The organism is Phenylobacterium sp. P4_E10 (assembly GCF_056401675.1).
Genome location: NZ_JBFUIW010000003.1, coordinates 223306 through 246082, shown reverse-complemented (window position 1 = coordinate 246082; position 22777 = coordinate 223306). Strand labels below are relative to the sequence as shown.

Below are 22777 nucleotides of genomic sequence, written 5' to 3'. Positions count from 1 at the left end.
TCCCTTGATCGCCGCCTTGCCGGGGCTTGGCATATCCCCTAACCCTCCCGGCTCTGAATCGTAAGTGCGCGGGAGACGTGCAATGAGCCTCGCCTTCATTTTCCCTGGCCAGGGCAGCCAGGCGGTCGGCATGGGAGCCGACCTCGCAGAAGCTTTCGCGAGCGCGCGTGAGGTGTTCCAGGAGGTCGACGACGCCCTGGGCCAGAAGCTGTTCGCTCTGATGCGCGAAGGGCCGGAAGGCGACCTGACGCTGACCGAAAACGCCCAGCCGGCGCTGATGGCGGTTTCGTTGGCCGTGACCAGGACCCTTGAGAAGGAGTTCGGCGTCGGGATCGAGAAGGCCGCCTTCGTGGCCGGCCACTCGCTTGGCGAATACTCGGCCCTGGCCGCGGCCGGCGCGATCAGCCTGGCCGACACCGCTCGGCTGTTGAAGCTGCGCGGCCAGGCCATGCAGCGCGCGGTGCCGGTGGGAGCCGGCGCCATGGCCTCGCTGATCGGTCCGAAATCGGACGTCGCCCTGGCCGAAGCCGCCGCCGAGGCGGGCTCCGCGGCCGGCGTCTGCGTCGTGGCCAACGACAACAACAACGGCAACGTCGTGATCTCCGGCGACAAGGCCGCGGTCGACTTGGCCATCGAGAAGGCCAAGGAACTGGGCGCGCGGGCCATCCCGCTGAACGTCTCTGCGCCGTTCCACTGTCCGCTGATGCAGCCGGCCGCCGACGAGATGGCCCAGGCCCTGGCTAGCGCGACAATCCTGGCGCCGCGCGCGCCGCTGGTGGCCAACGTCACCGCCCGCCCGACCCTCGACCCGGAGGAGATCCGCCGACTGCTGGTGGAGCAAGTCACCGGCCGCGTGCGTTGGCGCGAGAGCATGATGTGGCTGGCGGGCGAGGGCGGGGTCACTCGCTTCGCCGAGGCCGGGGCCGGCAAGGTGCTCTCGGGCATGGCCAAGCGCATCGCCCCGGACGCCGAGGCGACCCCGCTCAACGCCCCCGCCGACCTCGAAGCCTTCGCGAAGGGACTCTGACATGTTCGACCTGACCGGAAAGACGGCGCTGGTCACCGGCGCGACCGGCGGCATCGGCGGCGAGATCGCAAAAGCCCTCCACGCGGCCGGCGCCCACGTGGTGCTGTCGGGCACGCGGGAAGCGGTGCTGCAGGATCTGGCCCAACAACTGGGCGAGCGGACCTCGGCCGTGCCGGCCAATCTCTCCGACGCGGAATCGGTCGACAGCCTGATCGGCCGCGCCGAGGAAGTCGCCGGCGCGGGCCTCGACATCGTGGTCGCCAATGCGGGAATCACCCGCGACGGCCTGTTGATGCGGATGAAGGACGAGGACTGGGAAGCGGTCCTGAAGGTCAATCTGGAGAGCTATTTCCGCCTCAGCCGCGCGGCCATGCGCGGCATGATGAAGCGCCGCTGGGGACGAATCATCGGCATCACCTCAGTCGTCGGCGTGATGGGAAACCCGGGTCAGGCCAACTATGCGGCCTCGAAGGCGGGCATGATCGGCTTCTCCAAGGCCTTGGCCCAGGAGGTCGCTTCGCGCGGCATCACGGTCAATTGTGTGGCCCCCGGCTTCATCGAGAGCCCGATGACTGACGCCCTGAACGACCAGCAGAAGGCCCAGATCATGGGCACGATCCCTGCTGGGCGCCTGGGTTCGGGCGCTGAAGTCGCCGCCGCCTGCGTCTATCTGGCGAGTCAGGAAGCCGCTTACATGACCGGCCAAACCCTCCATGTGAATGGCGGCATGGCCATGATCTGAGCCCGCTGGCGTGGCCGTGGCGAACATGCTACGTCGCCGCCCGAACCGGCGAGGCGAAGGTCTCTACCCGTATATCCGCAGCGGTTGACATCCAGTCGGCCGTCGCGGATGGATTTAGCGAAACACAAGGGACTTAAGCGAATGTCCGACATCCTCGAGCGCGTGCGTAAGATCGTCATCGAACACCTCGACGCCGATCCGGAGAAGGTCACCGAGAAGGCCAGCTTCATCGACGACCTGGGCGCCGACAGCCTCGATAACGTCGAACTGGTCATGGCCTTCGAAGAAGAGTTCGACATCGAAATCCCGGACGACGCGGCTGAGCACATCCAGACCGTCGGCGATGCGGTGAAGTTCATCGGTGAGCGCCTGGGCGCCTAAGGCGTAACCCACGGAATTCATTGACTATTTGACCGCCGCGAAGCTCTTCGGAGTTCGCGGCGGTCTGCGTTTGGAGGCCGCATATGCGTCGTGTCGTCGTCACCGGCATCGGTTTGCTGACCCCTCTCGGGCAAGGCGCTGAGCTGACCTGGAAGGCCATCCTGGAAGGCAAGTCCGGGGCGGGGCGGATCACTACGTTCGATCCCACCGAGTATGCCTGTCAGGTGGCGTGCGAGGTGCCGCGCGTCGATGGCCGTGGCGGCGGCGGCCCCGACGTCCCAGGTTCATTCAATCCCGACGACACCCTGGCGCCGAAGGATCAGCGCCGGGTCGACGATTTCATCCTCTATGCGATCGCCGCGGCCGACGAGGCTGTGAAGGATTCGGGCTGGGTCCCGGAGAGCGACGAGGACAAGGAACGCACCGGGGTCATCATCGGCTCGGGCATCGGCGGCCTCGCCACCATCGAGAAGACCAGCATCGAGCTGTTCGAGAAGGGGCCGCGCCGCGTCAGCCCGTTCTTCATCCCCTCGGCCCTGATCAACCTCGCTTCGGGCCAGGTTTCGATCCGCCACGGCTTCAAGGGCCCGAACCACTCGGTCGTCACCGCTTGCGCCACCGGCGCCCACGCCATCGGCGACGCGGCGCGTCTCATCAAGTACGGCGACGCCGACGTGATGGTGGCCGGCGGGGCCGAGGCGGCCATCTGCCCGGTGGGCGTCGCCGGCTTCATCGCCTGCCGCGCCATGTCGACCGGCTTCAACGATGATCCAACCAAGGCCAGCCGCCCCTACGACAAGGATCGCGACGGCTTCGTCATGGGCGAAGGCGCCGGCGTGCTGGTGCTGGAAGAATACGAACACGCCAAGGCCCGGGGCGCGAAGATCTACGCCGAAGTGGCCGGCTACGGTCTGGCGGGCGACGCCTATCACATCACCGCTCCGGCCGAGGACGGCGACGGCGGCTTCCGCGCCATGAAGGCTGCGATCAAGGACGCCGGCATCGACCCGGCCGACATCGACTACGTCAACGCCCACGGCACCTCCACGCCGCTTGGCGACGAGATCGAACTGGGCGCCGTCACCCGGCTGCTCGGCAACGCCGCCAAGGGCATGACCATGTCCTCCACCAAGTCGGCCACCGGCCACCTGCTGGGCGCGGCCGGCGCCATCGAGTCGGCCTTCACGGTGCTGGCGATCCGCGACCAGATCGCGCCGCCGACCATCAACCTGGACAACCCGTCCATCGAAACCGAGATCGACCTGGTCCCGAACAAGGCCAAGCCGATGAAGATCGACATCGCGCTGTCCAACAGCTTCGGATTTGGCGGCACCAACGCCTCCGTGGTCTTCAAGAAGGTCTCGTGAGCCGACGGCCCAGAAAGTCCGGCAAGGGTCAGCGCGGCGGCAATGGCGGCCTGACGCCGCTGCGGCGTCTGACCATCATGCTCGGCAGCGCCGCGGCGACCTTGGCCGTCGTGCTGGCGCTGGCCTTCGCCTGGGCGCTGTGGTCCTACCAAGGGCCTGGACCGTCGACGGACGGCGGCGAGGCGCGGGTGGTGATGCTGCGCAAAGGCGCCGGCTTGACCGAGATCGCCGCCACGCTGGAGCGTGAAGGCGCGATCCGCTCAAAATCGATGTTCGCCGCCGCCGCCCAGTTCACCGGCGCGGCCAAGGCGCTGAAGGCGGGCGAGTACGAGTTCAAGAGCCGGGCCTCAATGGCCTCGATCCTGCGCGACATCCGCGAGGGCAAGATCGTCATCCACCAGGTGACGATCCCGGAAGGCATGACCTCGGAAGCCGCCGTGGCGGCGCTGATGGCGCAACGCGACCTGACCGGCGTCGCGGCGGCCCCGCCCGAGGGCTCGATCCTGCCGGAGACCTACCAGTACGAGCGCGGCGAAGACCGCTCGGCCGTGCTCAAGCGCATGATGGAGGCCCAGGATGAGTTGCTGGCCCTGCTCTGGGAGAAGCGCCAGCCGGGACTGCCGCTGAAGACGCCGCAGGAAGCCGTGACGCTGGCCTCGATCGTCGAGAAGGAGACCGGCCTGGCCGAAGAGCGGCCGCAGGTGGCCTCGGTGTTCGTCAATCGGCTGCGCAAGGGCATGCGGCTGGAGAGCGATCCGACCATCATCTACGGGCTGAACGGCGGCAAGCCGCTGGGCCGCGGGCTGCGAGCTTCCGAACTGGCCCGTCCGAACGCCTACAACACCTATCAGATCGATGGTCTGCCGCCGACGCCGATCGCCAATCCGGGCCGTGCCGCCCTGGCCGCCGTGCTCGATCCGCCGCAGAGCGAAAACCTGTTCTTCGTCGCCGATGGCAGCGGCGGCCACGTGTTCGCGACCACCTATGACGAGCACCTGAAGAACGTCGCCAAGTGGCGCCATGTCGAGCGTCAGCGTGCGGCCGAAGCGCTGCAAGAAGAGGCCGCGGCCCTTAAGTCCCGTTAGTTCGTCAATTCTGGAGGACCCTGATTAGGGCCTCCGGTAAATCCCTCCGGCAAATCAGCAAATCGCCCCAGCGCCGCCCCGAGCCCCCCGCCGTATGAAGGGTTGGGGCCGTCGAGTTTGGACGCCGCCAGTGCTCTCCGACTCGATGAGCCATTTTCAATGGGTCGGAGGAAAGCCATGGCGGAAGATTGGTCCATCGACGTCCGGAAGTATGCGCCAAGCGCCTCCTCCAACGTCGTCGACGCGATCGTGCGATATTGCGGGATCGCGCTACAGAACCGAGATTCATCACTAGTTTCATTCAACGACGAAGCCGAAGTCGGCCGCGTCCGTGAGAACTATCTGAAGAAGAAACTCGGGCTCGCCAGTCCCGACACCGAGCTCAATGCGGCGATCGCCGCGGTGGGCGAGCGGATGAAGGGCGACCGGACCAAGAACCGGGTGACGGTCTACTACCTGCTGGCCGAGCATTTCCGGAAGCTGTCGATCTTCGGCGGCGAGGACAAGATACGCGCGGCGCCGAGGGCGTTCGCCGCTGAGGAGGCGGGCGTCGCCGCCGCCGCGACCGCCGGAGTGGTCGGGCTCGGCGATCGGATCGCCGAGCGAGAACGTCCGGCGACGCCACCGCCGGCCTATGCGGCGCGATCAAGCGCAGCGGCCGCGCCGGCCAGGTCGGGCGGCCTGATGCGCTGGCTGCCTTGGCTCGCGCTGGCCGCGCTTCTGCTGCTGGGCTGGTTCCTTCTGCAGCAACGGCAAGCGTCCCGGGTGGCGAGCACCAGAACGGTCGCCCCGGCGGTCGCACCCGCGCCCGCCGTCGCGGCGCCAGCGCCGGTCGTGCCCGCGCCCGCGCCCGTGGCGATCGCGGCCCTGCCGAACGCCCATTTCGCCCTCGGCTCGGCGGCGCTCAGCGCGTCCGACCGCTCGGCGATCAACGGGGCGGCGGAAGCGATCCGAAGCGATGGCGCGAGGGTGGCGGTCACCGGGTTCACCGATCGCACGGGCAACCTGCCGGCCAATGAGGCGCTGGCCCAACGTCGCGCCGAATCCGTTCGCGACGCGCTGGTCTCGGCGGGCGTCCCCGCGGCGAATATCGAGATGCGCCCGCCCGCAGCCGTCGAGAACGGCGCCGTCGGCGCGCCTGACGCCGAGGCCCGCCGGGTGGAGATCGCCCGGCTGTAATCGCGGGTCCCAGAACGGACTCATCGACCCCGGCGTCGCTCGGCGCCGGGGTCGTTTTCTGCTTGCCCAAGTCGGTTGAGTTGCGGGCGATCCGGCCGAATACTCGGCTTGGCGCGGTGAGACGGTCGTGGCTCTGCCGCGGGAGACACCTCGCCGCTGGAGGACTGGCCCGCGGGGCGCCCGTCACTGCGAAGCTTGGCAAGTCCGCCATGGGTGTGCGACCCCTCGTTGGCCCTGCGTTGCGGGGGGAGGAGCGACGGATGCCACTATCGGGAATGACGGGGTTTGGCCGGGCCGAGGGATCGGCGGGCGACTGGAGCTGGGCCGTCGAGGCGCGGTCGGTGAACGGTCGAAACCTGGAGATCCGTTTTCGTGGGCCGCCGGGCTTCGACGGCCTGGACCGCATCGCCCGCGAGGGCGCGCAGAGCCGTTTCGCGCGCGGGCAGCTGAATATCGGCGTGCAGGCCAAGCGCTCGGACAGCGGCGCTGAGGTGCGGATCAACGAGGAGGTCCTGGCGCGCTACCTGGCGCTCGGCGCGCCGTTGGTCGCCGCCGGCAAGGCGGGCCCGCCGAGCCTGGACGGGCTGCTCGCCCTGCGCGGCGTGATCGAGGCGGCGGAGGCGGATGACGATCCGCAGGCGCAGGCGACGCTGGAGGCGGCCGTCGCGCTGGCGATCGGGGCGGCGCTGGAGGCGCTGGCGACCTCGCGCCGGGAGGAGGGCCTGGCCCTGACCGCGGTGCTGATCGGACTGGTGGACAAGATCGAGAGGCTGGTGGGCGAGGCCCAGGGCCTGGCCGATGGTCAGCCGCTGGCGATCAAGGAGCGCTTCGAGCGCCGGATGACCGAACTGGCCGGAGAGGCCGTCAGCGCCGACAAGATCGTCACCGAGGCCGCCGCCATGGCCGTCAAGGCCGACGTCCGCGAAGAGCTGGATCGCCTTCGCGCTCATGTGGACGCCGCCCGAAGCCACATCGCCGCCGACGGTCCGCAAGGGCGGCGGCTGGACTTCCTGACCCAGGAGTTCATGCGCGAAGCCAACACGCTGTGTTCGAAATCTGCACTGGGGGCTTTGACCACGGTGGGCCTGGAGCTTAAGGCCACCATCGAGCAGTTCCGCGAACAGGTTCAGAACGTGGAATGAGTGCTTCCTCCCTTCCGCGGGGAGGGAAGAGGAAAGACGAATGACTGACGGCCAAGACCATCCGAGACCCTGGGAAACCATCCGCCGGGGACTGCTGCTGCTGGTGTCCAGCCCGGCGGGCGCGGGCAAGACCTCGCTGTCGCGGCGGTTGGTGGCCGACCATGCCGACCTGACCCTGTCGATCTCCTGGACGACCCGCGCCGCGCGGCCGGGCGAGGAGGAGGGGCGCGAGTACTTCTTCGTCGATCGGCCCGCCTTCGAGGCGATGATCGCCAAGGGCGGCTTCCTGGAATGGGCCGAGGTCAACGGCAACCTCTACGGGACCCCGGCCGAGGCGGTGGAAGCGGCTCTGTCGGCCGGCAAGGACGTGCTGTTCGACATCGACTGGCAGGGCGCCAAGCAGATCACCGAGAAGACGCCGGACGACAGCGTCGGGGTGTTCATCCTGCCGCCGTCCTGGGAGGACCTGGCGCGCCGGCTGCACGCCCGCGCCCAGGACAGCGAAGAGGTGATCAACCAGCGCCTGGCCCTGGGCAAGGAAGAGATCGCCCACTGGGGGCTCTACGACTACGTCATCGTGAACAAGAATTTCGACCGCGCCTATGCGGACCTCGGCCACATCTATCGGGCCGAGCGGATGAAGCCGGGCCGCAACACCTGGCTCCCGGAATTCGTCGACGGGCTGTTGGCGGAGTAGCCGGCCTGTCCGCGCGCCAGGGCGGACGGATCGCTCACAGAAAAACGCCGCAGGACGCACGCGCCCAGTTGGGAGAAGCGGCGACTCTTTCAATGCTGGGGACAACTCGCCGCCACAACCCAGACGGAGTCGCGTATGCCCAGAAGTTCTGCTTTTGTTCCGTTCCTGGAGGTGGTCATGGGCGAAGCTGGGACTGGACAGAAGCCGCTGCTGGCGTGCGTCGGCTTGGACAAGCATCTGGTGGCGCGATGCGCCTCGCCGGGCTGCGAACGCGCTGCGCCGTGCGATCCGACGCACTGGGTGGCGCAGGGCCTTGGGGGCCTGCCGCTACGAGCGTTCTCCGAGCGGATGCGATGCGTCTGCGGCGGGCGGCGTGCGGAGCTGACCATCGCGTCGGGGCCGCTTCCCGAACGGGCGGGCGGCGACGTGTACGTCTTCAGATAAGGGCGGGGCGGTGACCCGCCTGGTCCTGGTTCCCAGCCCCTTCGTTGGGGCGGTGTCTTGGCGCGGCGTGGCGCAGGCGCTGCCAGACGCCGTGGCGGTCGATTATGGCGTGGTGGCCGGGCCTGACTGGTATGGCGCGGTCGCTGAAATCACCGCTCGCCAGGCGGGGCCGGGGCCATGGATCGCCGTCATGCACAGCGGCGCGGGAGGCTTCGCGCCGGCGATCGCGGCGGCGGGCGAGGGGCAGGTCGGCCTGATCTATGTGGATGCGATCCTGCCTCATCCGGGGCGCAGTTGCCTCTCGACCGCGCCTGATGACCTGGTCAGCCATTTGCGCAGCCTGACCACCGACGGCCTGTTGGCCCCGTGGAACCAGTGGTTCGGCCCAGACCCCACGCAGCGGATGATCCCAGATGAGGCGGTGCGGGCCGCGTTTGTCGATGGCCTGCCGCGGACGCCGTTCGCCTTCCTGGAGGCGGTGGCGCCCGATCAGGGCGAATGGGAGCAGGTCCCCAGCGCCTATCTGCAGATCAGCAAGAACTACGAAGAGACCGCCACCAAAGCCGAACAACGCGGCTGGCTCGTGCGTCGGGCGCGGATGCACCATCTGGCGATAGCGAGCGAGCCGGGCGCCGTGGCGGCGTTGCTGTCCGGGCTGGCGGCGGAGATCGCCGGTTAGGCAGGAGTTCTCTAAATGTTCTGGATTTTGGCGGCGTTTCTGCTAAGCTCCATGGTCTGCTGAGGCCTTGGCGGCCTCGCCGAGGATTCCCGACATGAATGAGACTGAAGCGCCCGGTGGGCGTGGGCGGCCGCGCGTCTACTCGATCGCGCGCCGAGCGGAGATCACTGCCCATGTGGCGGCGCGGGTGGCGCGGGGCGAGCGGTTGCGCAGCGTGCTGACCGGGCGGGACGGAATGCCCGGCCCTACCCAATTCCTAGCCTGGATGAAGGCCGATCCGGAACTGGGTCAGGCCTATCGCGCCGCTCGCCGGCGTGGCGGTCGCGAGCGCTGGGCCGCGTTGGGCCGGCCGGTCGGCTATACGCCGCTGATCGGCGAGGCGATCTGCCAAAGGATCTGCGAAGGGGGCGGACTGGAGAGGATCTGTGCGGAGCCGGGCATGCCCAGCCAGGCGACCGTGTACCGCTGGCTGACGCAGCACGACGACTTCGCCAGCGCCTTCGGCCAGGCGCGCCAGATGCAGGCCGACCGGCTGTTCGATCAGGCGCGCGCGATCGCCGAGAGCGCGAGCGAGAAGACTTGGCGGCGGGACAAGCTGCGGATCGACACCATCCGCTGGCAGGTCGGCAAACTGGCGCCGCTGAAATACGGGCCGCGGCCGAATCCCGAGCGGGCCGAGGGCCTGACCGTCATCCTGCGCAACTTCAGCATGACCACCGGGGAGGGGGACCCGCGCTCGGACCGGCTGATCTGCCGCGACGGGGTCTATCTGGAGCAGCCGATCCCGCTTGGGGAATAGGGCAAAGAAAACGCGCCCGGCCTGGAGCCCGGGCGCGTCGGCAGTTCGAGACGTGCTCTCTTATTTCTTGAGCATCGCCTTCAGTTCGGACTGGGTGGCGTTGATCGTCGCCGAACCGTCGGCGATGGCCAGCTTGTCGGTTTCGACCGCGAAGCTGTCGGCGCCCATCTTGATGGTGGCGACCTGCTTGCCGCTGGCGTCCGGCTTCACTTCAGTGACGGCGCCGATGGTGGCGCCGGTCTTGTCCTTCACGGATGCGCCCACGGCCAGGGTGGCGGCGGTGGCGCTTGCATCAGAGCCCTTGGCGCTGGTGGCCGGGGGCGGAGCGGCGGCTTCGGTGTCCTGAGCGAAGGCCGGCGCGGCGAGGGAAAGAGCCAGGGCCGCAGCCCCGAAAGTAAGGATGGAACGCATGAAGTCTCCCGTACAGCTGTGAGGCCTCCCCCGAGGCCATGCCACGGTGGCGGGGGTTTCTGTCCGTGGCGGGACCGTGATGGGGCGAAAATCGGGCATTGTGGTGCGTGGTATGCGTGAAAGCCCTGATATAGCACAAAATTATATGCACAGGTATGCACCTGCGCTGGCGCTTGCCACCATCAGCTTAGGGGGTGTTGCTTCGAACGCGGCGACTGCAGCCTGGGGAGCGTTCGGATCCGGAATCACCCGGAGGCGTGGAGTGAAGCGCCCGGAGTTCGGTTTGGTTGCCGCCGTCGGGTGGGGCGGAATGGCGCAGGCGAGCTCGCTGACGAGCTCTCGCTAGACGCTGACCGGCGCAGCGCCGCCTCGCGGCTAGCGAGAAGGTCGCGTCGTGCGCCGGACAACTTGGCCGACTGAGTGCGTCGTTAAGAAGTATTAAGAGCATTATGAAAAATGAAGGGAGTTTCCGTAAGCTATACAATAAGTATCTATGTGGGCGAGATTTAGGATAAATAGCAACGTGCGGGCGAATATTCCCATCATAGTGAAGCTCTACTATTCGCAACGTCTCATATTTGCGCTTTTGTGAATGCTCTTAGAGTTAATTAACTTGCGACAATATGTCTCGCAGTGTTGAACATCCTTAATCGGGAGGCCGAGGCCGCCCAACGCAGAGCCCAGGGCTGGGGCTTGCGACCCAGCCAGAAACCATGGGGTTGAGGGATGAGGAAGCTACTAGCGTCTGCGGTCATCGCGACCGCCTGCCTGACCGGCTTGCCGGCGATGGCGACTACTTGGACTAGCGCACAGACTGGCGCCGCCTTTCTGCAGAGCGTGAGTTTCAACGGCATAATCGACGGCACCGAACAGGACGGTCTGACCGCGACGATCGACTACACGCTCAATTCAGTGGTCGGGAACGTCTGGACCTTCGCCTACACACTGACCAACACTTCCAGCGCGCCCGTTACGGCCTCTCGGATTTCGCTCTTCGGCTTCGACGTCGACCCCGACGCTTTGAGCTCAGCGGCGCTTTCGGGGATCTTCGACGTGGTCGGCAGCGGACAGGTTCCGCAGCCAAATCTGCACCCCGACGGCGCTCTTGAGTTCTGCTACCTGACCGATGGCCAAGGCAACAATTGCACGGGCGGCGGCGGCGGCGGCGTGCTCATCGGCAACAACACCAGCGGAACCTTCAGCCTGTTGTTCGGCGGACCGCCATCGAGTGTTACGTTCTCGAACCACTTGGTTCGCTATCAGTCGATCAACGCGCCAGGCGTGGAAGGCGGCTCGGCCATCGGCCTGCCGACGACGCCTCCGGTGCCCGAACCGGCTACCTGGGCGATGATGATCACTGGCTTCAGCCTAGCTGGGGTCATGATCCGCCGGGCTCGTCGGCACGGCGCGCTGTTGGCCTGACGTACGGCGCCTATCGAAATGAAAGCGCCGCCGGCGACCCCGGCGGCGTTTTCGCGTCGCCATCAGAACGGCGGGGCGGTGAAGGAGGCGAAGAGCCAGGCCAGGGCCGCCGCCAACAGCAATCCGAGCATCACCACAAGCCCTATGTGGGCGCGGACGCCGCCTGGCCTGGTGAGCCTGGCCCGATGCATTCAGGTTTCCTCCCGCGTGAGGCTGAACAGACGTCCAGTCTCACCGCCCACACTATAGCCCCCTGGGAATGCGTCCGTCGGCTGGTCGACGCTCATCACGCAACTGTTTGCGTGGTCACGCTGCAACGTCCGCGGCCGGAGGTCGTTCTGGACCCGGCTAGGCGAAGGCGGGACCGTGATGGCGAAGTATGGCGTGTTCTCGCTCGGGCAGCTTTGGTCGCTGCATTCGAGCGCCGGGTGGGTTCGCGGATATTCCAGTCGGCTGGGTGCGCTGCAGGCGGCGTGGGAAGCCCTGGCCGTGGACGAGGACCTCGACACCGAACTCCTGCTGCAGGACGAGACCGGCTTTGTCGCCATGGCGCCGATCACGACGTTTCGCGGCGAGGGCGGTTAGCGCGCCGCGATCGCCCGTCGCGAGAAGCGCTGCGGTTTCAACGTGTTTGAGTTCACGTTCGTCGCCATCGTGTTGCGACGGTCAAACCGGCGTCCAGACCGGAGGGGAGGGAGCGCGTCAGGCGCTCCGCCCAACAGTCTGGAGCTCACATGAAAACGCTTTTTGTCGCGGCGGCGCTGGCAGCTGCGGCCTTCGTCTCTAACTCGGCCCAGGCGGCTACGGTCGTCAATTTCAACGAGCTGACGCACAATAGCGCGGCCAAGATCCACGGGACGACGCTGGCGTCCGGCGGACTTTCATTCAGCAGCAACGACAGCCAAGGGCTTGCGTCCTGGGGGCGGAGCGTCACCACCAACGCCAATGTGGGCGGCGCCACCCTGATGAACTGGGGCGGCCTGTCGACCATCACGGTCAGCAGGGCCGGCGGCGGTCGGTTCAACCTCGGCTCCATCGATCTTGCCGACCTCAGCAACAACGGCGCGCTGTCGTCGCTCGAATTCACGTTCTTTGACAGCGGGCGAAGCGTCTCGGAACTGTTCAGTCTGGACCGGTTCCGGGGCCTGCAGACGGTCAAGTTCAATCGCGACGTCGAGTGGTTCAGCATTCGGTACCTCAGCCCTACCGGCGCGCAGATCGACAACATCGCCTGGAGCGACGCGGTCACCAGCGCAGTGCCTGAGCCGGCGACCTGGGCGATGATGATCACTGGTTTCGCGGGGGTGGGCGGGATGGTCCGTCGCTCGCGCCGTCAGAGGCACGCGGCCTTCGCCTGACGCGGGAATTCTGGGCCGTTCAACGCCCGGCCATCGCCCTTTGTCGCAGGGCGATGGCGACCCGCGGGGACGCAGCTCAACTGCCATCGAACCAGCGGTGTCGTGAGCCGCTCCACGAACCCCTCTCGAGGAGAGCCCGCCATGCGCATGCTTGGTATCTGGGCGGCCGGTTGTGCGGCCGCCGTTCTATCCGCTTCGACGGCGCAGGCCGCCGTCACCACCTTCAGTGAGCGGAGCGCGTTCAACGCGGCCAGCTCGATCCGCGTCAGTGACGGCTTCGAGCACACCGCGACTGGCAAGATCACGGACTACAGCCGGGGCTATCGCGGCGACGGTTTCACGGCGAAAGGCAGCGGGCTCTATCTGAACGGCGTCGATCCTGACAACTACCCCGCGTACTACAACTGGGGGTCGGGCGACGTGATGCTGTACAGGTCCGGCGGGACCACCACCTTCACCTTCGACGCCCCGGTGCATTCGGTGGGCCTCGACCTCATGACTGTCGTCGGGTTCGGCCGCGATGTGGAGGTGGAGATCGGCGGCTTCAAACAGGTGGTCTCCACGGCGAACTTCGGGACTCGGACGTTCTTTGGCCTGACCTCGGACGCCGGCTTCAGCACGTTCAAGATCACTTCGCGCAGCGCGCTCGGCCTGTTCGACAATCTCAGCTTCGGCGGCCTGAGCTCGGCGGTTCCCGAACCCTCGACCTGGGCCATGCTGATCACCGGCTTTGGCGGCGTCGGCGCGATGATGCGCCGTTCGCGTCGCCGGCTGGCGGTCGCCTAGCAGACCAGCCCGCCGACCCGGCGCGTCGGCGGGGCTCTCCAGCAGGACGTCGCCACGTGCGGCTTCGGGCTTGATGATCTCCCTGCGACCTAGGCTATGGTCGGGGGCATGCATCAAATCCGCACCGAAGCCGTCATTCCCGCAAGCCCTGACCGGGTCTGGGCGGTGCTGGCCGACTTCTCCCGATACGGCGAATGGAACCCGCTGAACCTGGAGGCCAGGGGAGCGGCGCGGGTGGGCGCGAGGGTGCCCATGGTGTTCCGAAACCTGGCCGCGGGCGGCGACTCCGTGGTGCGCCAGACCGTGCGGATCGTGGCCGCCGAGCCGGGCCGTGAACTGGCCTGGTCCGGCCACGTGCCGCTGATCTTCGCCGGCCGCCACGGCTTCCTGCTGACCCCGCAGGCGAGCGGCACCCACGTACTGCACACCGAATTGCTGGGCGGGTTGTTGCCGGCCACCTGGAGCAAGGCGAAGATCGCCCGCGATTTCACCCCCGCCTACGAGGCGGTGAACGCGGCGCTGGCCGCGCGCGTAGCTTCGCTCGCTTAGATGCCCACTATCGCCGCGCGGCGATATGAGAGAGACTCTCAACTGGCATGACGCGCGTTGTTTTTCTGCTTTTGGGTCTCGGGTTCACCGCGCTGGGCGTCGCGGGCGCGTTTCTGCCACTGCTGCCGACCACCGTCTTCCTGATCCTGGCGGCGGCGTGCTTCGCCAAGTCCTCGCCGCGGATGGAAGCCTGGATCCTCGATCACAAGCGTTTCGGGCCCCTGGTGCGGGCCTGGCGGGAGAACGGGGCGATCCCGCGCAAGGCCAAGATCCTGGCCTGCTTCGGCATGGCGTTCGGGTTCGCGGTGTTCTTTCTCTCGGTGCATCCGGGCCTGTGGCTGGCCCTGGTGGTGGCGGGCGCCCTGGCTGCCTGCGCGGTGTTCGTGGTCTCGCGCCCGGGTGCGCCGCAATAGCAGGCGCTGGCGGCTGAATCGGCGTAGGCCTGCAGGCGCAAGCTTGGTAGGTCAGGCGGCGAATTGGAGCAGGCCATGGCCGAACCGAAGGGCAAGCGCGACTTTCGCGACAATCCGCGACTGGACATCCGTGAGCGCCACGAGGTGGCGTTCTGGGCCAAGCGCTGGGGCGTGAGCGCCGACCAGATCATCGCCGCGCACCGCAAGGTCGGGCACAACGTCAAGGACATCGCGGCCGAACTCGGCAAGCGGAAGTGATCGCGCGCTGCTGACCGACCCCTTCTTCTACGCGGTCGCGATCCCGGCGGTGATCCTGCTTGGCCTGGCCAAGGGCGGGTTCTCGGGCCTGGGCGTGATCGCCGTGCCGCTGATGGCGCTGGCCGTCTCGCCGGTCCTGGCCGCCTCGATCACCCTGCCGATCCTGATCGTGCAGGACGTGGTCAGCGTCTGGGCGTTCCGGAAGACATGGGACAAGGCCGTTCTGGCGGTGATGCTGCCCAGCGCGGCGTGCGGCATCGGCCTGGGCTATTCGCTGGCGGCTTTCGTCAAGCCGGGCGCCGTCGAACTGGCGGTCGGGGCGATCTCCGTGGTCTTCGCATTGATGCGGCTGTGGGCCGAGCGGGGCGCCGCCGTCCCGCGGCAGGCCCGCCCTGAGAAGCTGCCCTGGCGCGGCGTGCTGGCGGGCGTTGCGGCCGGCTTCACCAGCCAGATCGCCCATGCCGGCGGCCCGCCGTTCCAGATCTATGTGATGCCCAAGAACCTGCCGCGCGACGTGTTCATCGGCACCAGCGCGATCTTCTTCGCCGTCGTGAACTGGATGAAGGTCCCCGCCTACTGGGCGCTTGGCCAATTCACCCGCGAAGCGGTGGCCACCGCCGCGGCTCTGCTGCCGCTGGCGGTCGCCTCGACCTATGCCGGGGTCTGGCTGGTGCGGCGGGTGCCGGCGGCGAACTTCTACCGGCTGGTCTATGCCCTGCTCATCGTGGTCGGCGGCAAGCTGGCCTGGGACGGCGCGGCCGCGCTGATCGGCTGACGCCTTACAGGCGCCCCTTTCAATCGCTAAGGTCGCGGCTTCTGTGGAGTAGAGCTCATGCGTATCCTGGCCTTCCTGGCGATGACCATCCTGCTGGCGGCCGGCGCGGCCCAGGCCCAGGAAGCGATGAGCACCGCCGGGGCTTCCGGGGCGCCGCCCGCCAACGAAACCTCCCGCCAGATCAGCGACTGGATCGCCGCGTCGCCGACCGCGCGTGAGCAGGAACAGGGCGTGCTCAGCGGGCTGACCGGCCCCGATCGCCAGATCCACGGCGAGATCGGCCTGGCCGTGGGCACCAACGGCTACCGCAGCGGCTATGTCACCAGCGTCATGCCGCTGGGCGACAGCGGGTCGCTGATGCTCAGCCTGGGGCAGGAAAAGAACGGCTACTACCGCTACGGCTACGATGGCTTGGTCCAGGGCGAGCCGATGCTGAGCCCGCCGCCGCCCGTCTGGTGAGGCGGGACTAGAGCCCGCGCCGCCAGGCGTCGGCCAAGCTAAGGAAACCTTCGACGTCGATGGTCTCGGCTCGAGCCTGGGGATCGAGGCCGGCCGCCTCGCACAGCGCCTCGCCCCCGAGCGCCTTGAGGCTGGAGCGCAGCATCTTGCGGCGCTGTCCGAACGCGGCGCCGGTCACCGTCTGCAGGGCGTCCAGCCTGGCCTGCTCTGGCCGGTCGGTGCGAGGCGTCAGCCTTACGACGGCCGAGGCCACCTTGGGCGGCGGCGTGAAGGCGCGCGCGGGGACATCCATCACCACCGCCGCGTGGCTGGTCGCCTGGGAGATGACGGAGAGCCGGCCATAGGCGTCGGAGCCCGGCGCTGCGGCGACCCGGTCGGCGACTTCCTTCTGGAACATCAAGGTCATGGAGGCAGGAATGAATGTTCCGGTCATCCACTTGATCAGGAGCGGGGTGCCGACGTTGTAGGGCAGGTTGGAGACCATGTGCGCCGGAACGCCGGCCGCCACCTCGGCCTCGTTGGTGGTCAGAGCGTCTTCCAGCCGCAAGGTCAGGGCGCCGCCCGACGCGGCGGCCAGCTCCTCCAGCAGCGGCGCGAAGCGTGGATCGGCCTCGACGGCCGTCACCCGCGCGCCGGTTTCGAGCAGGGCGCGCGTCAGCCCGCCAGGCCCTGGGCCGACCTCGATCACATGGTCGCCTTCGCCGACCTGGGCCAGCCGGGCGATCTTACGAGTGATGTTGAGGTCGAGCAGGAAGTGCTGGCCGAAGCTCTTCTTGGCGAGCAGGCCATGCTCGGCGAGGGTGTCGCGCAGGGGCGGGAGCTGATCGAGGGTCATTCTGGGCGGGAATAGCGCGCCAGAGGCCCTTAAGTCTCGCTTCATTCCCACCCGGTAAGATGTCGGCAACTTTTGGCAGGTGGGCGCCCGTGTCGATCACGCCGATCCAAGGTCCGCTGACGCCCCAGGTGGCGATACCGGTCACGCCGGTGCGGCCGGTGATTCCGGTGACGCCGCCGGCTGCGCCCTCCATCGACATCGACCCCGGCCAGGTGCAGGCGCAATTGCTGGCCCAGACTGTCCAGGAGGCCGCCGGTCGTCAGGGCGGGCTGGCCCCGCTGATGGCGGACCTTGCGCAGGCCGCGCGCAATCCGGCGCTCCCCGGCCAGGTGCGTTCGGCCGCCGCGCAGCTGCTGTCGCAGTCGACTCCGGCTGACGCCCGCTTGACCGGGGCGAACATGGCCAAGGCGCTGGTGAGCTCGGGCCTGTTCCTGGAGGCCAGGCTCGCCGCCGCGCCCGATGTCTCGCCGATGGGGCAGGATATGAAGGCGGGCCTGCTGGTCTTGCGTCAGGCGCTGGCCGCCTGGCTGGCCGGCGCGCCGCGGGCCCGGGATGCGCGCAATCCGGCCCGGACCCCGCCGCCGCCCTATCGCGGGGGCGGCGCGCGGGCCCAGCCCTCGGCAACGCCCAGCCTGCCGGCCGACGCTGCGCCCAGCGCCGTGGGCCAGCGGCTGCTCGCCGAAGCCGAACAGGCCCTGGCTCGCCAGGAACTGCTGCAGATCGCCTCCCTGCCGGCCGGCGCGGACGATCCAGCCGAAGCGCAGGTGTCTCGCTGGATGTTCGAGATGCCGTTCACCACCCCGCAGGGCGCGGCGGTGGCGCAGTTCGAGATCAGCCGCGATGGCCGCGGACGTGGCGGGGAGGCCCAGCCGGTCTGGCGCGCGGCCTTCTCGCTCGACATCGAACCGTTGGGCCCGATCCACGCCAGGGTCTCGCTGGTCGGACAGCAGGCGAGCGTCGGCCTTTGGGCCGAGCGCGAGGCGGGCCTGGCGCGCCTGCAGGAAGACTCCGAGCTTCTCGGCGCGGCGCTGGCGCGGGCCAGCTTGAAGGCGGAAATCGCCGTGTATCCTGGGGCGCCGCAAGTGGCCCGCCCCGAGGCCGGGCAGCTGGTGGACCAGATGTCGTGATGCAGGATCGGCGCAAGAACCTGGCCGTGGCGCTAACCTACGACGCGCCCAACGCGCCGCGCGTGGTGGCCAGCGGCAGCGGGCTGGTCGGTGAGAAGATCATCGCAGCGGCGCGCGCCCACGGCGTTCCGATCCAGGAAAACGCGCCGCTGGCCGAGGCGCTGTCGAAGATCGAGCTGGAGGCGGAGATCCCCGAGCGGCTGTACACCGCCGTGGCCGAGATCCTGGCCTTCGTGCTGCGCGCGGCCGAGGACGGGCGGCGCGGCTGACGCCGTGCTATGCGCGAGACATGTTCGCGATCCTCTGCGCTACCCCCGATGAGATCAGCGCCTTGCGGGGCGTCCTGCATTCCGATCCCGAGCCTGAGATCCACGGGCCGACCAGGGTCTGGCGCGGCAGCTTCGGCGGCGAGCCCATCGTCGTGGCCCAGGCGGGCATCGGCAAGGTCAACGCCGCGGCGGCTGCGACCTTGCTGCTGTCGGCGTTCGGCGCGCGGGGGCTGATCTTTTCCGGCGTGGCCGGCGGGCTGAACCCCGCCTTCGAAGTCGGATCGGTGCTGCTGGGCGCACGGCTGGCGATCCACGACTACGGTCTGGTCTCGGGGCAGCAGTTCACACCCACCGCCTATGGCGTGATCCCGGTGGGCGCGCCCGAGCTCGCAGCGTTGACCCCGGTCGAGCCCTCGGTCCGGGCGGTGCTGGAGCAGCTGGCGCAGGCGATGGCGCCGATGCTGCCCGCCACGCCGCACCTGGGCGGGGTGATCACCGCCGACTACTTCCTGAATTGCGCTTCGACTCGCGATGAGCTGCACGCCAGGCTGGGGGCCGACGCCATCGACATGGAATCCGGAGCGGTGGCGGTTGTGGCGAGCGCCTGGAACGTGCCGCTCTACGTGATCCGCACGCTCTCGGACCTGGCTGGGGAAGACAGTCATCTCACCTACGGGGAGATGGTGGCGATGGCGGCGGCCAATTCGGCGCTCTGCGTCGAGGCGCTGTTGGGCATCCTGGCCGAGCGCTAGGCGATCTCGACGACCTCGACCTCGGCGCCGTTGACGCTGGTCAGGTCGCCGACGCTCTTGCCGAGCAGGGCGCGGGCCAGCGGCGAGATGTAGGACACCGAGCCCTTGGCCGGGTCGGCCTCGTCCTCGCCGACGATGGCGAAGGTCTGGCGGCGGCCGTCCTCGCGCTCGAAGGTCACCTTGCGGCCGAACTGCACGGTCTCAAGAGACGGATCGGCCTCGACCAGCTGAGCGTTGGCCCGGCGAGCGGAGTAGTAGCGCAGGTCGCGAGTGGCCCGGGCCATGGCGGTGCGGTCGGCGCTGACGTCGCCGCTGGCCTGGGCCGCCGCATAGGCTGCGCGGGCCTTGGCCAGTTCATCCTCGATAGCGGCCAGGCCCTTGGCGGTGACCAGGTTCGGGTGCGGGGAGATCGGACGATCAGGCAGGTCGGCAGCAGCCGACTCGCTGTCCTCCTCCTTGGTGAAGGCGACGCTCATGAGCCGATTATCTCAGCTCGAAAGCGTCATGAATACGTCGTAGCGCAGGGTCTTGCCGACGATCTGGTGCGAGGGGGCCTTCAGGCCCGGCATCGGCGGCGCCTTGCGCGGCCACTTCAGCACCACGCGCTTGCGGGCGCAGGCCAGCGCCGCCTGCATCAGTTCGAGTTGGTCGGGGTCGGTCCCGACCAGATCGCGCAGCAGCCGCATGTCCTTTTTCACCAGGGCGGTGGAGGTGCGCTCCGGGTGCATCGGATCGACGATCACCACGTCGGGCGACAGCCCCTTCAGCAGCGCGCGCGCATCGCCCTGCAGCAGGGTCATGCGGGCGACCACCTCAGCGGCCTCCGGGTCGGCGGCGGCGGCCTCAAGCCCGGCCGCGAGCCGGGAATGGACGTGGGGCGAGCGTTCGATCAGCGTCACCTCCGCGCCGAGCGACGCCAGCAGGAAGGCGTCGCGGCCGAGTCCGGCGGTGGCGTCGACGACGGTCGGCGTGAAGCCTTTGGCGAAGCCCGCCGCACGCGGCAGGTCCTGGCCGCGGCCGCCGCCGAACCGGAAGCGATGGCCGACCGCGCCGCCGACGAAGTCGATGGTCAGTTCGCTGGCGAGATCGGCGAGGGGCTGGGTCAGGCGCGGGCTCCGGGCGGGAAGCCCTATCTCGCCGATACGCCCGGGGCCGGCAAGGCTATCCGGGCAGCGATTCCACCCACCGCGCGACGTTCATCCAGGCCGATGTCGAGCTGATCGGGACGAGCAGCAGCTGGTAGGCGAGGAGGATGGCCAGGCCGATCAGGTAGACCGGATGCGGCCGGCCACGCGTGCGCCAGTCATAGACGAAGGCCGGGATCAGCAGCAGGTCGGCGACGATGCCAGGCGGCACGGCCATCAACACCGGCGGCGGGCCGACGGCGCCGGGCGGGGCGAACAAGGTCATGAAGATCCGCGCAATGGCCGGGTGCATGAACGCGACCATCGTCAGGATCATCAGCCGCTTGTGCAGCTCGGTGTTACGGCTCTGGGCGATCGCGGTGGCGAAGAAGCCGGTCCAGATCAGCAGCGACAGCAGCGAGACCGCCATGAAGCGGCGCGCCTGGTCGGCCATGCCGATCGCCTCGGCCGCCCTGACCGAGTTGATCGCCGCCAGCACGACGGTGAAGGCCATGGCGGTGGCCAGCGAGATCCCGGCCATGCCCCAGGCGCGATGGTCCATGACCCGGCCGCTGGCGACCAGAGTGGTCTGGAACAGGAAGAACAGGGTCCAGCTGAAGAACAGCGCGCCGTGCAGGTGCAGGATCGGCGGGCCGGAGAAGGTTCCAGTCGCCACCTTGGCCCAGTAGGTCGGAACGAAGCCGCCAAAGGCGATGGCCGCAAAGATCGCCGCCATGCCGACATAGAACCATCGCGTCTGGGCGCGAACCGCTTCAGCGCTTGCCGCAACCATTTGATTCCCCTCCGAAAGCTCAGGAGGAAGAGTGTCACAGGGCGCGGCCCATGAGAACGGCGTTATTTTTGGGTGAGAATCCACTCGTCGACGACGCGCTCGAGCACCGCCAGCGGTAGCGAGCCGCCGAGCAGAACCGCGTCGTGGAAGCCCTTGATGTCGAATTTCGACCCCAGCGCGGCCTGGGCCTTGCTGCGTAAGCGGTGGATCTCGGTGTGCCCGATCTTGTAGCCACAGGCCTGGCCCGGCCAGACCACATAGCGGTCGATCTCGTTCTCGGCCGCGCCCCGGGGCAGACCGACCGTGCCGATCATGTAGGCGATGGCCTGTTCGCGGCTCCAGCCTTTGCCGTGGATGCCGGTGTCCAGGACGATGCGGGCCGCGCGATAGAGGAAGGACTGCAGCCAGCCGATGCGGCCGGCCGGATAGGCGTCGTACATGCCGAGCTCGTCGCCGAGCTGTTCGGCATAGAGCCCCCAGCCTTCGCCGAAGGCCGTGAAGCCGATGTTCTTGAACAGCATCGGCGAGGCGCCGGCTTCCTGGACGAGCGCGCCGTGGAACAGGTGGCCGGGGACGGCCTCATGGTAGGTGAGCGTCGGCAGCGCCCACTTGGCCCATTCCGTCGTGTCGCGCAGGTTGATGTAGTAGGTCCCCGGCCGCGTCCCATCCAGCGAGCCGCTCTCCGCATAGCCGCGCGGGGCGCCGATCTCGATGGCCGGCGGCACCCGCCGGATCTCCATGCCGCCCTTGGGGATGGTGTTGAACACCCTGGGCGTGGCGGCCTTCACGGCGGCCATTTGGCGGTTCAGCTCGCCCAGCAGCGCCTGCCGACCCGCATCGGTGTTCGGATAGAACTGGGCCGGGTCCTTGGCGAAGGCGTCGAGGCGGGCGGCCACCGTGCCTTGGGTCAGGCCCTGGGCCTTGAGCAGAGGATCGAGGCGGGCGGTGAGGTCGGCGACCTGCTCCAGGCCGATCTTGTGCGCGGCATCGGGCGTTAGGTCGGTGGTGGTGTGGAACCGCAGGGCGTACTCGTAATAGGCCGCAGTGGTCGGCTGGCGCGAGACGGTGGCGTCATGCACCGCGGTGCGGCGCTGCTCGGTCAGCAGGGCGATCTGGCCGGCCAAGCCCTGTGCGATCGGGCCGTCGACGATGGCGGCGGCCTTGGCGGCCCAGTCGTTCCCCAAGCCCTTTTCGGCGGCACGCCGACCGAGCGAGGCGGCAAGCCCCGAGGTCTCGCCCTTCTGCGAGGCTAGCGCGTTCAGCTGGGCGAGGGTCTTGTCGATGATGAAGTCGGGCGGAACCAGGCCCAGGGCGGCGTTGTCCCTGGCCCGGGCGGTCTCGTCCTTCAGCGCCTTGGCGAAGTCGGTCAGGCGCGCGAGGTAGGCCTCAGCGTCGGCCTTGGTCTCGATCACGTGCTTGGTGTCGAGGGCGTCGGGGACCTTCTGGTACGAGCCGGTCAGCTGGCTCAGCACATAGGGCACCGGATAGTCGTAAGAATCGACCCCGACGAACGGGAACTTCGCGCCCTCGGCGCAGCGGTCGGCGAGCCAGACGACGGTGTCGTACTCGGTGACGGCGCGGCCGGTCAGGCTGGAGCGGTCGATGGCCTGGAGGGCCGGCCGGGCGTCGATCAGCGGCTGGAACGCGCCCATGCGGCCGGCCTGAGAGCGATTCCCAATGCGCGACTTCAGCGCGGCGCGCGGTCCCTTGTCGAGGCCGAGGCCTGAGGCGTTGAGCGGGTCGGCGACCAGCATGCCTTCGAAGATGTGGTCATAGAGCTTTAGAGCCTGCGGCGGCGTGCTCGCCTGCGCCCGCGTGACGAGGCCCAGACTCACCGCGCTGGCGGAGGCGGCGAGCAGGTGGCGACGATTCAGCATTGGCGGACTCCCCCGGAACTGGAGCGG

The 22777-nt window shown here is 68.4% G+C and carries 30 protein-coding genes; 23 read left to right on the top strand and 7 right to left on the bottom strand.

The features are described 5' to 3' along the window. Positions 1–82 precede the first annotated feature (82 nt). The 11 genes from fabD (at position 83) to AC1DQJ_RS05050 (ending at position 9542) form a co-directional block, all read left to right on the top strand. Complete coding sequence (fabD, locus tag AC1DQJ_RS05100) at positions 83–1027, top strand: ACP S-malonyltransferase (protein WP_477600894.1); 945 nt, start codon at positions 83–85, stop codon at positions 1025–1027. Between the two features lies 1 nt (position 1028). After that, entirely contained in the window at positions 1029–1769 is a 741-nt protein-coding gene (fabG, locus tag AC1DQJ_RS05095) for a 3-oxoacyl-[acyl-carrier-protein] reductase (protein WP_477600892.1), read from the top strand. A 141-nt stretch (positions 1770–1910) separates the two neighbouring features. Then, complete coding sequence (locus tag AC1DQJ_RS05090) at positions 1911–2150, top strand: acyl carrier protein (protein WP_056019455.1); 240 nt, start codon at positions 1911–1913, stop codon at positions 2148–2150. Between the two features lie 83 nt (positions 2151–2233). Continuing rightward, positions 2234–3517, top strand: coding sequence for a beta-ketoacyl-ACP synthase II (gene fabF, locus AC1DQJ_RS05085; RefSeq protein ID WP_477600889.1), 1284 nt, complete (start codon positions 2234–2236; stop codon positions 3515–3517). Then, positions 3514–4602: an endolytic transglycosylase MltG gene (mltG, locus tag AC1DQJ_RS05080; protein WP_477600887.1), complete on the top strand. Its 1089-nt coding sequence runs from the start codon at positions 3514–3516 to the stop codon at positions 4600–4602. The genes fabF and mltG overlap by 4 nt, the downstream gene beginning before the upstream one ends. A 177-nt stretch (positions 4603–4779) precedes the next feature. Beyond that, complete coding sequence (locus AC1DQJ_RS05075) at positions 4780–5781, top strand: DUF2853 family protein (protein WP_477600886.1); 1002 nt, start codon at positions 4780–4782, stop codon at positions 5779–5781. 260 nt (positions 5782–6041) lie between these two features. Continuing rightward, positions 6042–6923: a YicC/YloC family endoribonuclease gene (locus tag AC1DQJ_RS05070; protein ID WP_477600884.1), complete on the top strand. Its 882-nt coding sequence runs from the start codon at positions 6042–6044 to the stop codon at positions 6921–6923. Positions 6924–6963: 40 nt separating this feature from the next. Beyond that, positions 6964–7620, top strand: coding sequence for a guanylate kinase (gene gmk, locus AC1DQJ_RS05065; RefSeq protein WP_477600882.1), 657 nt, complete (start codon positions 6964–6966; stop codon positions 7618–7620). Positions 7621–7755: 135 nt separating this feature from the next. After that, a complete protein-coding gene (locus AC1DQJ_RS05060; protein ID WP_477600880.1) occupies positions 7756–8064 on the top strand; it encodes a hypothetical protein in 309 nt (102 codons plus the stop codon). A gap of 10 nt (positions 8065–8074) precedes the next feature. Next, on the top strand, positions 8075–8743 hold the full coding sequence (locus AC1DQJ_RS05055; protein ID WP_477600878.1) for a hypothetical protein: 669 nt from the start codon (positions 8075–8077) through the stop codon (positions 8741–8743). A 94-nt stretch (positions 8744–8837) separates the two neighbouring features. Further along, a complete protein-coding gene (locus AC1DQJ_RS05050) occupies positions 8838–9542 on the top strand; it encodes a terminase small subunit-like protein (protein ID WP_477600877.1) in 705 nt (234 codons plus the stop codon). Between the two features lie 60 nt (positions 9543–9602). Here AC1DQJ_RS05050 and AC1DQJ_RS05045 read toward each other — a convergent pair whose 3' ends face one another. Next, the gene (locus AC1DQJ_RS05045) at positions 9603–9953 is read right to left on the bottom strand and encodes a hypothetical protein (protein WP_477600875.1); all 351 of its coding nucleotides are present in this window, start codon (positions 9951–9953) and stop codon (positions 9603–9605) included. A gap of 726 nt (positions 9954–10679) precedes the next feature. On the opposite strand from AC1DQJ_RS05045, the gene AC1DQJ_RS05040 reads away from it, so the two are divergent. Then, complete coding sequence (locus tag AC1DQJ_RS05040) at positions 10680–11375, top strand: cistern family PEP-CTERM protein (protein WP_477600873.1); 696 nt, start codon at positions 10680–10682, stop codon at positions 11373–11375. A gap of 62 nt (positions 11376–11437) precedes the next feature. Here the strand turns inward: AC1DQJ_RS05040 and AC1DQJ_RS05035 are convergent, their stop codons facing one another. Beyond that, a complete protein-coding gene (locus tag AC1DQJ_RS05035; RefSeq protein WP_477600871.1) occupies positions 11438–11566 on the bottom strand; it encodes a hypothetical protein in 129 nt (42 codons plus the stop codon). 178 nt (positions 11567–11744) lie between these two features. On the opposite strand from AC1DQJ_RS05035, the gene AC1DQJ_RS05030 reads away from it, so the two are divergent. From AC1DQJ_RS05030 to AC1DQJ_RS04995, 8 genes are all read left to right on the top strand, one after another. Next, positions 11745–11960 carry a hypothetical protein gene (locus AC1DQJ_RS05030; RefSeq protein WP_477600869.1) on the top strand — a complete coding sequence of 72 codons (216 nt, stop codon included), beginning with the start codon at positions 11745–11747 and terminating at the stop codon, positions 11958–11960. 149 nt (positions 11961–12109) lie between these two features. Next, entirely contained in the window at positions 12110–12733 is a 624-nt protein-coding gene (locus tag AC1DQJ_RS05025; protein ID WP_477600867.1) for a PEPxxWA-CTERM sorting domain-containing protein, read from the top strand. A 141-nt stretch (positions 12734–12874) separates the two neighbouring features. Next, the gene (locus AC1DQJ_RS05020; RefSeq protein ID WP_477600865.1) at positions 12875–13519 is read left to right on the top strand and encodes a PEPxxWA-CTERM sorting domain-containing protein; all 645 of its coding nucleotides are present in this window, start codon (positions 12875–12877) and stop codon (positions 13517–13519) included. A 108-nt stretch (positions 13520–13627) separates the two neighbouring features. After that, the gene (locus tag AC1DQJ_RS05015; protein ID WP_477600863.1) at positions 13628–14068 is read left to right on the top strand and encodes an SRPBCC family protein; all 441 of its coding nucleotides are present in this window, start codon (positions 13628–13630) and stop codon (positions 14066–14068) included. 47 nt (positions 14069–14115) lie between these two features. Further along, positions 14116–14481 carry a YbaN family protein gene (locus tag AC1DQJ_RS05010; RefSeq protein WP_477600861.1) on the top strand — a complete coding sequence of 122 codons (366 nt, stop codon included), beginning with the start codon at positions 14116–14118 and terminating at the stop codon, positions 14479–14481. A 75-nt stretch (positions 14482–14556) separates the two neighbouring features. After that, positions 14557–14739, top strand: a complete 183-nt coding sequence (locus AC1DQJ_RS05005; RefSeq protein WP_477600860.1) for a DUF3606 domain-containing protein — start codon at positions 14557–14559, stop codon at positions 14737–14739. A gap of 7 nt (positions 14740–14746) precedes the next feature. Then, positions 14747–15514, top strand: coding sequence for a sulfite exporter TauE/SafE family protein (locus tag AC1DQJ_RS05000; protein WP_477601112.1), 768 nt, complete (start codon positions 14747–14749; stop codon positions 15512–15514). A gap of 57 nt (positions 15515–15571) precedes the next feature. Then, positions 15572–15973 (top strand): hypothetical protein, encoded by a 402-nt coding sequence (locus AC1DQJ_RS04995; RefSeq protein WP_477600858.1) that lies wholly within the window; start codon positions 15572–15574, stop codon positions 15971–15973. Positions 15974–15980: 7 nt separating this feature from the next. Here the strand turns inward: AC1DQJ_RS04995 and rsmA are convergent, their stop codons facing one another. Next, the gene (gene rsmA, locus AC1DQJ_RS04990) at positions 15981–16808 is read right to left on the bottom strand and encodes a 16S rRNA (adenine(1518)-N(6)/adenine(1519)-N(6))-dimethyltransferase RsmA (protein ID WP_477600857.1); all 828 of its coding nucleotides are present in this window, start codon (positions 16806–16808) and stop codon (positions 15981–15983) included. Between the two features lie 89 nt (positions 16809–16897). On the opposite strand from rsmA, the gene fliK reads away from it, so the two are divergent. Genes fliK through mtnN form a run of 3 tightly spaced genes read left to right on the top strand, consistent with a single transcriptional unit; the run spans position 16898 to position 18956 of the window. Continuing rightward, the gene (gene fliK / locus AC1DQJ_RS04985; protein ID WP_477600855.1) at positions 16898–17935 is read left to right on the top strand and encodes a flagellar hook-length control protein FliK; all 1038 of its coding nucleotides are present in this window, start codon (positions 16898–16900) and stop codon (positions 17933–17935) included. Next, entirely contained in the window at positions 17935–18204 is a 270-nt protein-coding gene (locus tag AC1DQJ_RS04980) for an EscU/YscU/HrcU family type III secretion system export apparatus switch protein (RefSeq protein WP_477600854.1), read from the top strand. Before fliK ends, AC1DQJ_RS04980 begins: the two co-directional genes overlap by 1 nt. Positions 18205–18224: 20 nt before the next feature. Continuing rightward, positions 18225–18956, top strand: a complete 732-nt coding sequence (gene mtnN, locus AC1DQJ_RS04975; protein WP_477600852.1) for a 5'-methylthioadenosine/S-adenosylhomocysteine nucleosidase — start codon at positions 18225–18227, stop codon at positions 18954–18956. On the opposite strand, the gene greA is transcribed toward mtnN, so the two are convergent. The 4 genes from greA to AC1DQJ_RS04955 form a co-directional block, all read right to left on the bottom strand. Next, positions 18953–19432, bottom strand: coding sequence for a transcription elongation factor GreA (gene greA, locus AC1DQJ_RS04970; RefSeq protein WP_477600850.1), 480 nt, complete (start codon positions 19430–19432; stop codon positions 18953–18955). The two genes, mtnN and greA, sit on opposite strands and share 4 nt — an antisense overlap. 12 nt (positions 19433–19444) lie before the next feature. After that, entirely contained in the window at positions 19445–20023 is a 579-nt protein-coding gene (locus AC1DQJ_RS04965) for a class I SAM-dependent methyltransferase (RefSeq protein WP_477601110.1), read from the bottom strand. Positions 20024–20117: 94 nt separating this feature from the next. Continuing rightward, positions 20118–20873 (bottom strand): hypothetical protein, encoded by a 756-nt coding sequence (locus AC1DQJ_RS04960; RefSeq protein ID WP_477600848.1) that lies wholly within the window; start codon positions 20871–20873, stop codon positions 20118–20120. 62 nt (positions 20874–20935) lie between these two features. After that, entirely contained in the window at positions 20936–22750 is a 1815-nt protein-coding gene (locus tag AC1DQJ_RS04955; protein ID WP_477600846.1) for a DUF885 domain-containing protein, read from the bottom strand. Between the last annotated feature and the right edge of the window lie 27 nt (positions 22751–22777).

Excerpts from the sequence above, each read along its gene's own strand:
- AC1DQJ_RS05075 (WP_477600886.1), top strand. The coding sequence starts at position 4,780 with ATGGCGGAAGATTGGTCCATCGACGTCCGGAAGTATGCGCCAAGCGCC.
- AC1DQJ_RS05005 (WP_477600860.1), top strand. The coding sequence starts at position 14,557 with ATGGCCGAACCGAAGGGCAAGCGCGACTTTCGCGACAATCCGCGACTG.
- AC1DQJ_RS05090 (WP_056019455.1), top strand. The coding sequence starts at position 1,911 with ATGTCCGACATCCTCGAGCGCGTGCGTAAGATCGTCATCGAACACCTC.
- AC1DQJ_RS04995 (WP_477600858.1), top strand. The coding sequence starts at position 15,572 with ATGCGTATCCTGGCCTTCCTGGCGATGACCATCCTGCTGGCGGCCGGC.
- AC1DQJ_RS05060 (WP_477600880.1), top strand. The coding sequence starts at position 7,756 with ATGCCCAGAAGTTCTGCTTTTGTTCCGTTCCTGGAGGTGGTCATGGGC.
- AC1DQJ_RS05050 (WP_477600877.1), top strand. The coding sequence starts at position 8,838 with ATGAATGAGACTGAAGCGCCCGGTGGGCGTGGGCGGCCGCGCGTCTAC.
- AC1DQJ_RS04955 (WP_477600846.1), bottom strand. The coding sequence starts at position 22,750 with ATGCTGAATCGTCGCCACCTGCTCGCCGCCTCCGCCAGCGCGGTGAGT.
- AC1DQJ_RS04980 (WP_477600854.1), top strand. The coding sequence starts at position 17,935 with ATGCAGGATCGGCGCAAGAACCTGGCCGTGGCGCTAACCTACGACGCG.
- AC1DQJ_RS05025 (WP_477600867.1), top strand. The coding sequence starts at position 12,110 with ATGAAAACGCTTTTTGTCGCGGCGGCGCTGGCAGCTGCGGCCTTCGTC.
- gmk (WP_477600882.1), top strand. The coding sequence starts at position 6,964 with ATGACTGACGGCCAAGACCATCCGAGACCCTGGGAAACCATCCGCCGG.
- fabD (WP_477600894.1), top strand. The coding sequence starts at position 83 with ATGAGCCTCGCCTTCATTTTCCCTGGCCAGGGCAGCCAGGCGGTCGGC.
- fabF (WP_477600889.1), top strand. The coding sequence starts at position 2,234 with ATGCGTCGTGTCGTCGTCACCGGCATCGGTTTGCTGACCCCTCTCGGG.
- AC1DQJ_RS04960 (WP_477600848.1), bottom strand. The coding sequence starts at position 20,873 with ATGGTTGCGGCAAGCGCTGAAGCGGTTCGCGCCCAGACGCGATGGTTC.
- AC1DQJ_RS05020 (WP_477600865.1), top strand. The coding sequence starts at position 12,875 with ATGCGCATGCTTGGTATCTGGGCGGCCGGTTGTGCGGCCGCCGTTCTA.
- AC1DQJ_RS05030 (WP_477600869.1), top strand. The coding sequence starts at position 11,745 with ATGGCGAAGTATGGCGTGTTCTCGCTCGGGCAGCTTTGGTCGCTGCAT.
- mtnN (WP_477600852.1), top strand. The coding sequence starts at position 18,225 with ATGTTCGCGATCCTCTGCGCTACCCCCGATGAGATCAGCGCCTTGCGG.
- AC1DQJ_RS05010 (WP_477600861.1), top strand. The coding sequence starts at position 14,116 with ATGACGCGCGTTGTTTTTCTGCTTTTGGGTCTCGGGTTCACCGCGCTG.
- AC1DQJ_RS05015 (WP_477600863.1), top strand. The coding sequence starts at position 13,628 with ATGCATCAAATCCGCACCGAAGCCGTCATTCCCGCAAGCCCTGACCGG.
- AC1DQJ_RS05070 (WP_477600884.1), top strand. The coding sequence starts at position 6,042 with ATGCCACTATCGGGAATGACGGGGTTTGGCCGGGCCGAGGGATCGGCG.
- rsmA (WP_477600857.1), bottom strand. The coding sequence starts at position 16,808 with ATGACCCTCGATCAGCTCCCGCCCCTGCGCGACACCCTCGCCGAGCAT.
- AC1DQJ_RS05045 (WP_477600875.1), bottom strand. The coding sequence starts at position 9,953 with ATGCGTTCCATCCTTACTTTCGGGGCTGCGGCCCTGGCTCTTTCCCTC.
- greA (WP_477600850.1), bottom strand. The coding sequence starts at position 19,432 with ATGAGCGTCGCCTTCACCAAGGAGGAGGACAGCGAGTCGGCTGCTGCC.
- AC1DQJ_RS05040 (WP_477600873.1), top strand. The coding sequence starts at position 10,680 with ATGAGGAAGCTACTAGCGTCTGCGGTCATCGCGACCGCCTGCCTGACC.
- AC1DQJ_RS05035 (WP_477600871.1), bottom strand. The coding sequence starts at position 11,566 with ATGCATCGGGCCAGGCTCACCAGGCCAGGCGGCGTCCGCGCCCACATA.
- fabG (WP_477600892.1), top strand. The coding sequence starts at position 1,029 with ATGTTCGACCTGACCGGAAAGACGGCGCTGGTCACCGGCGCGACCGGC.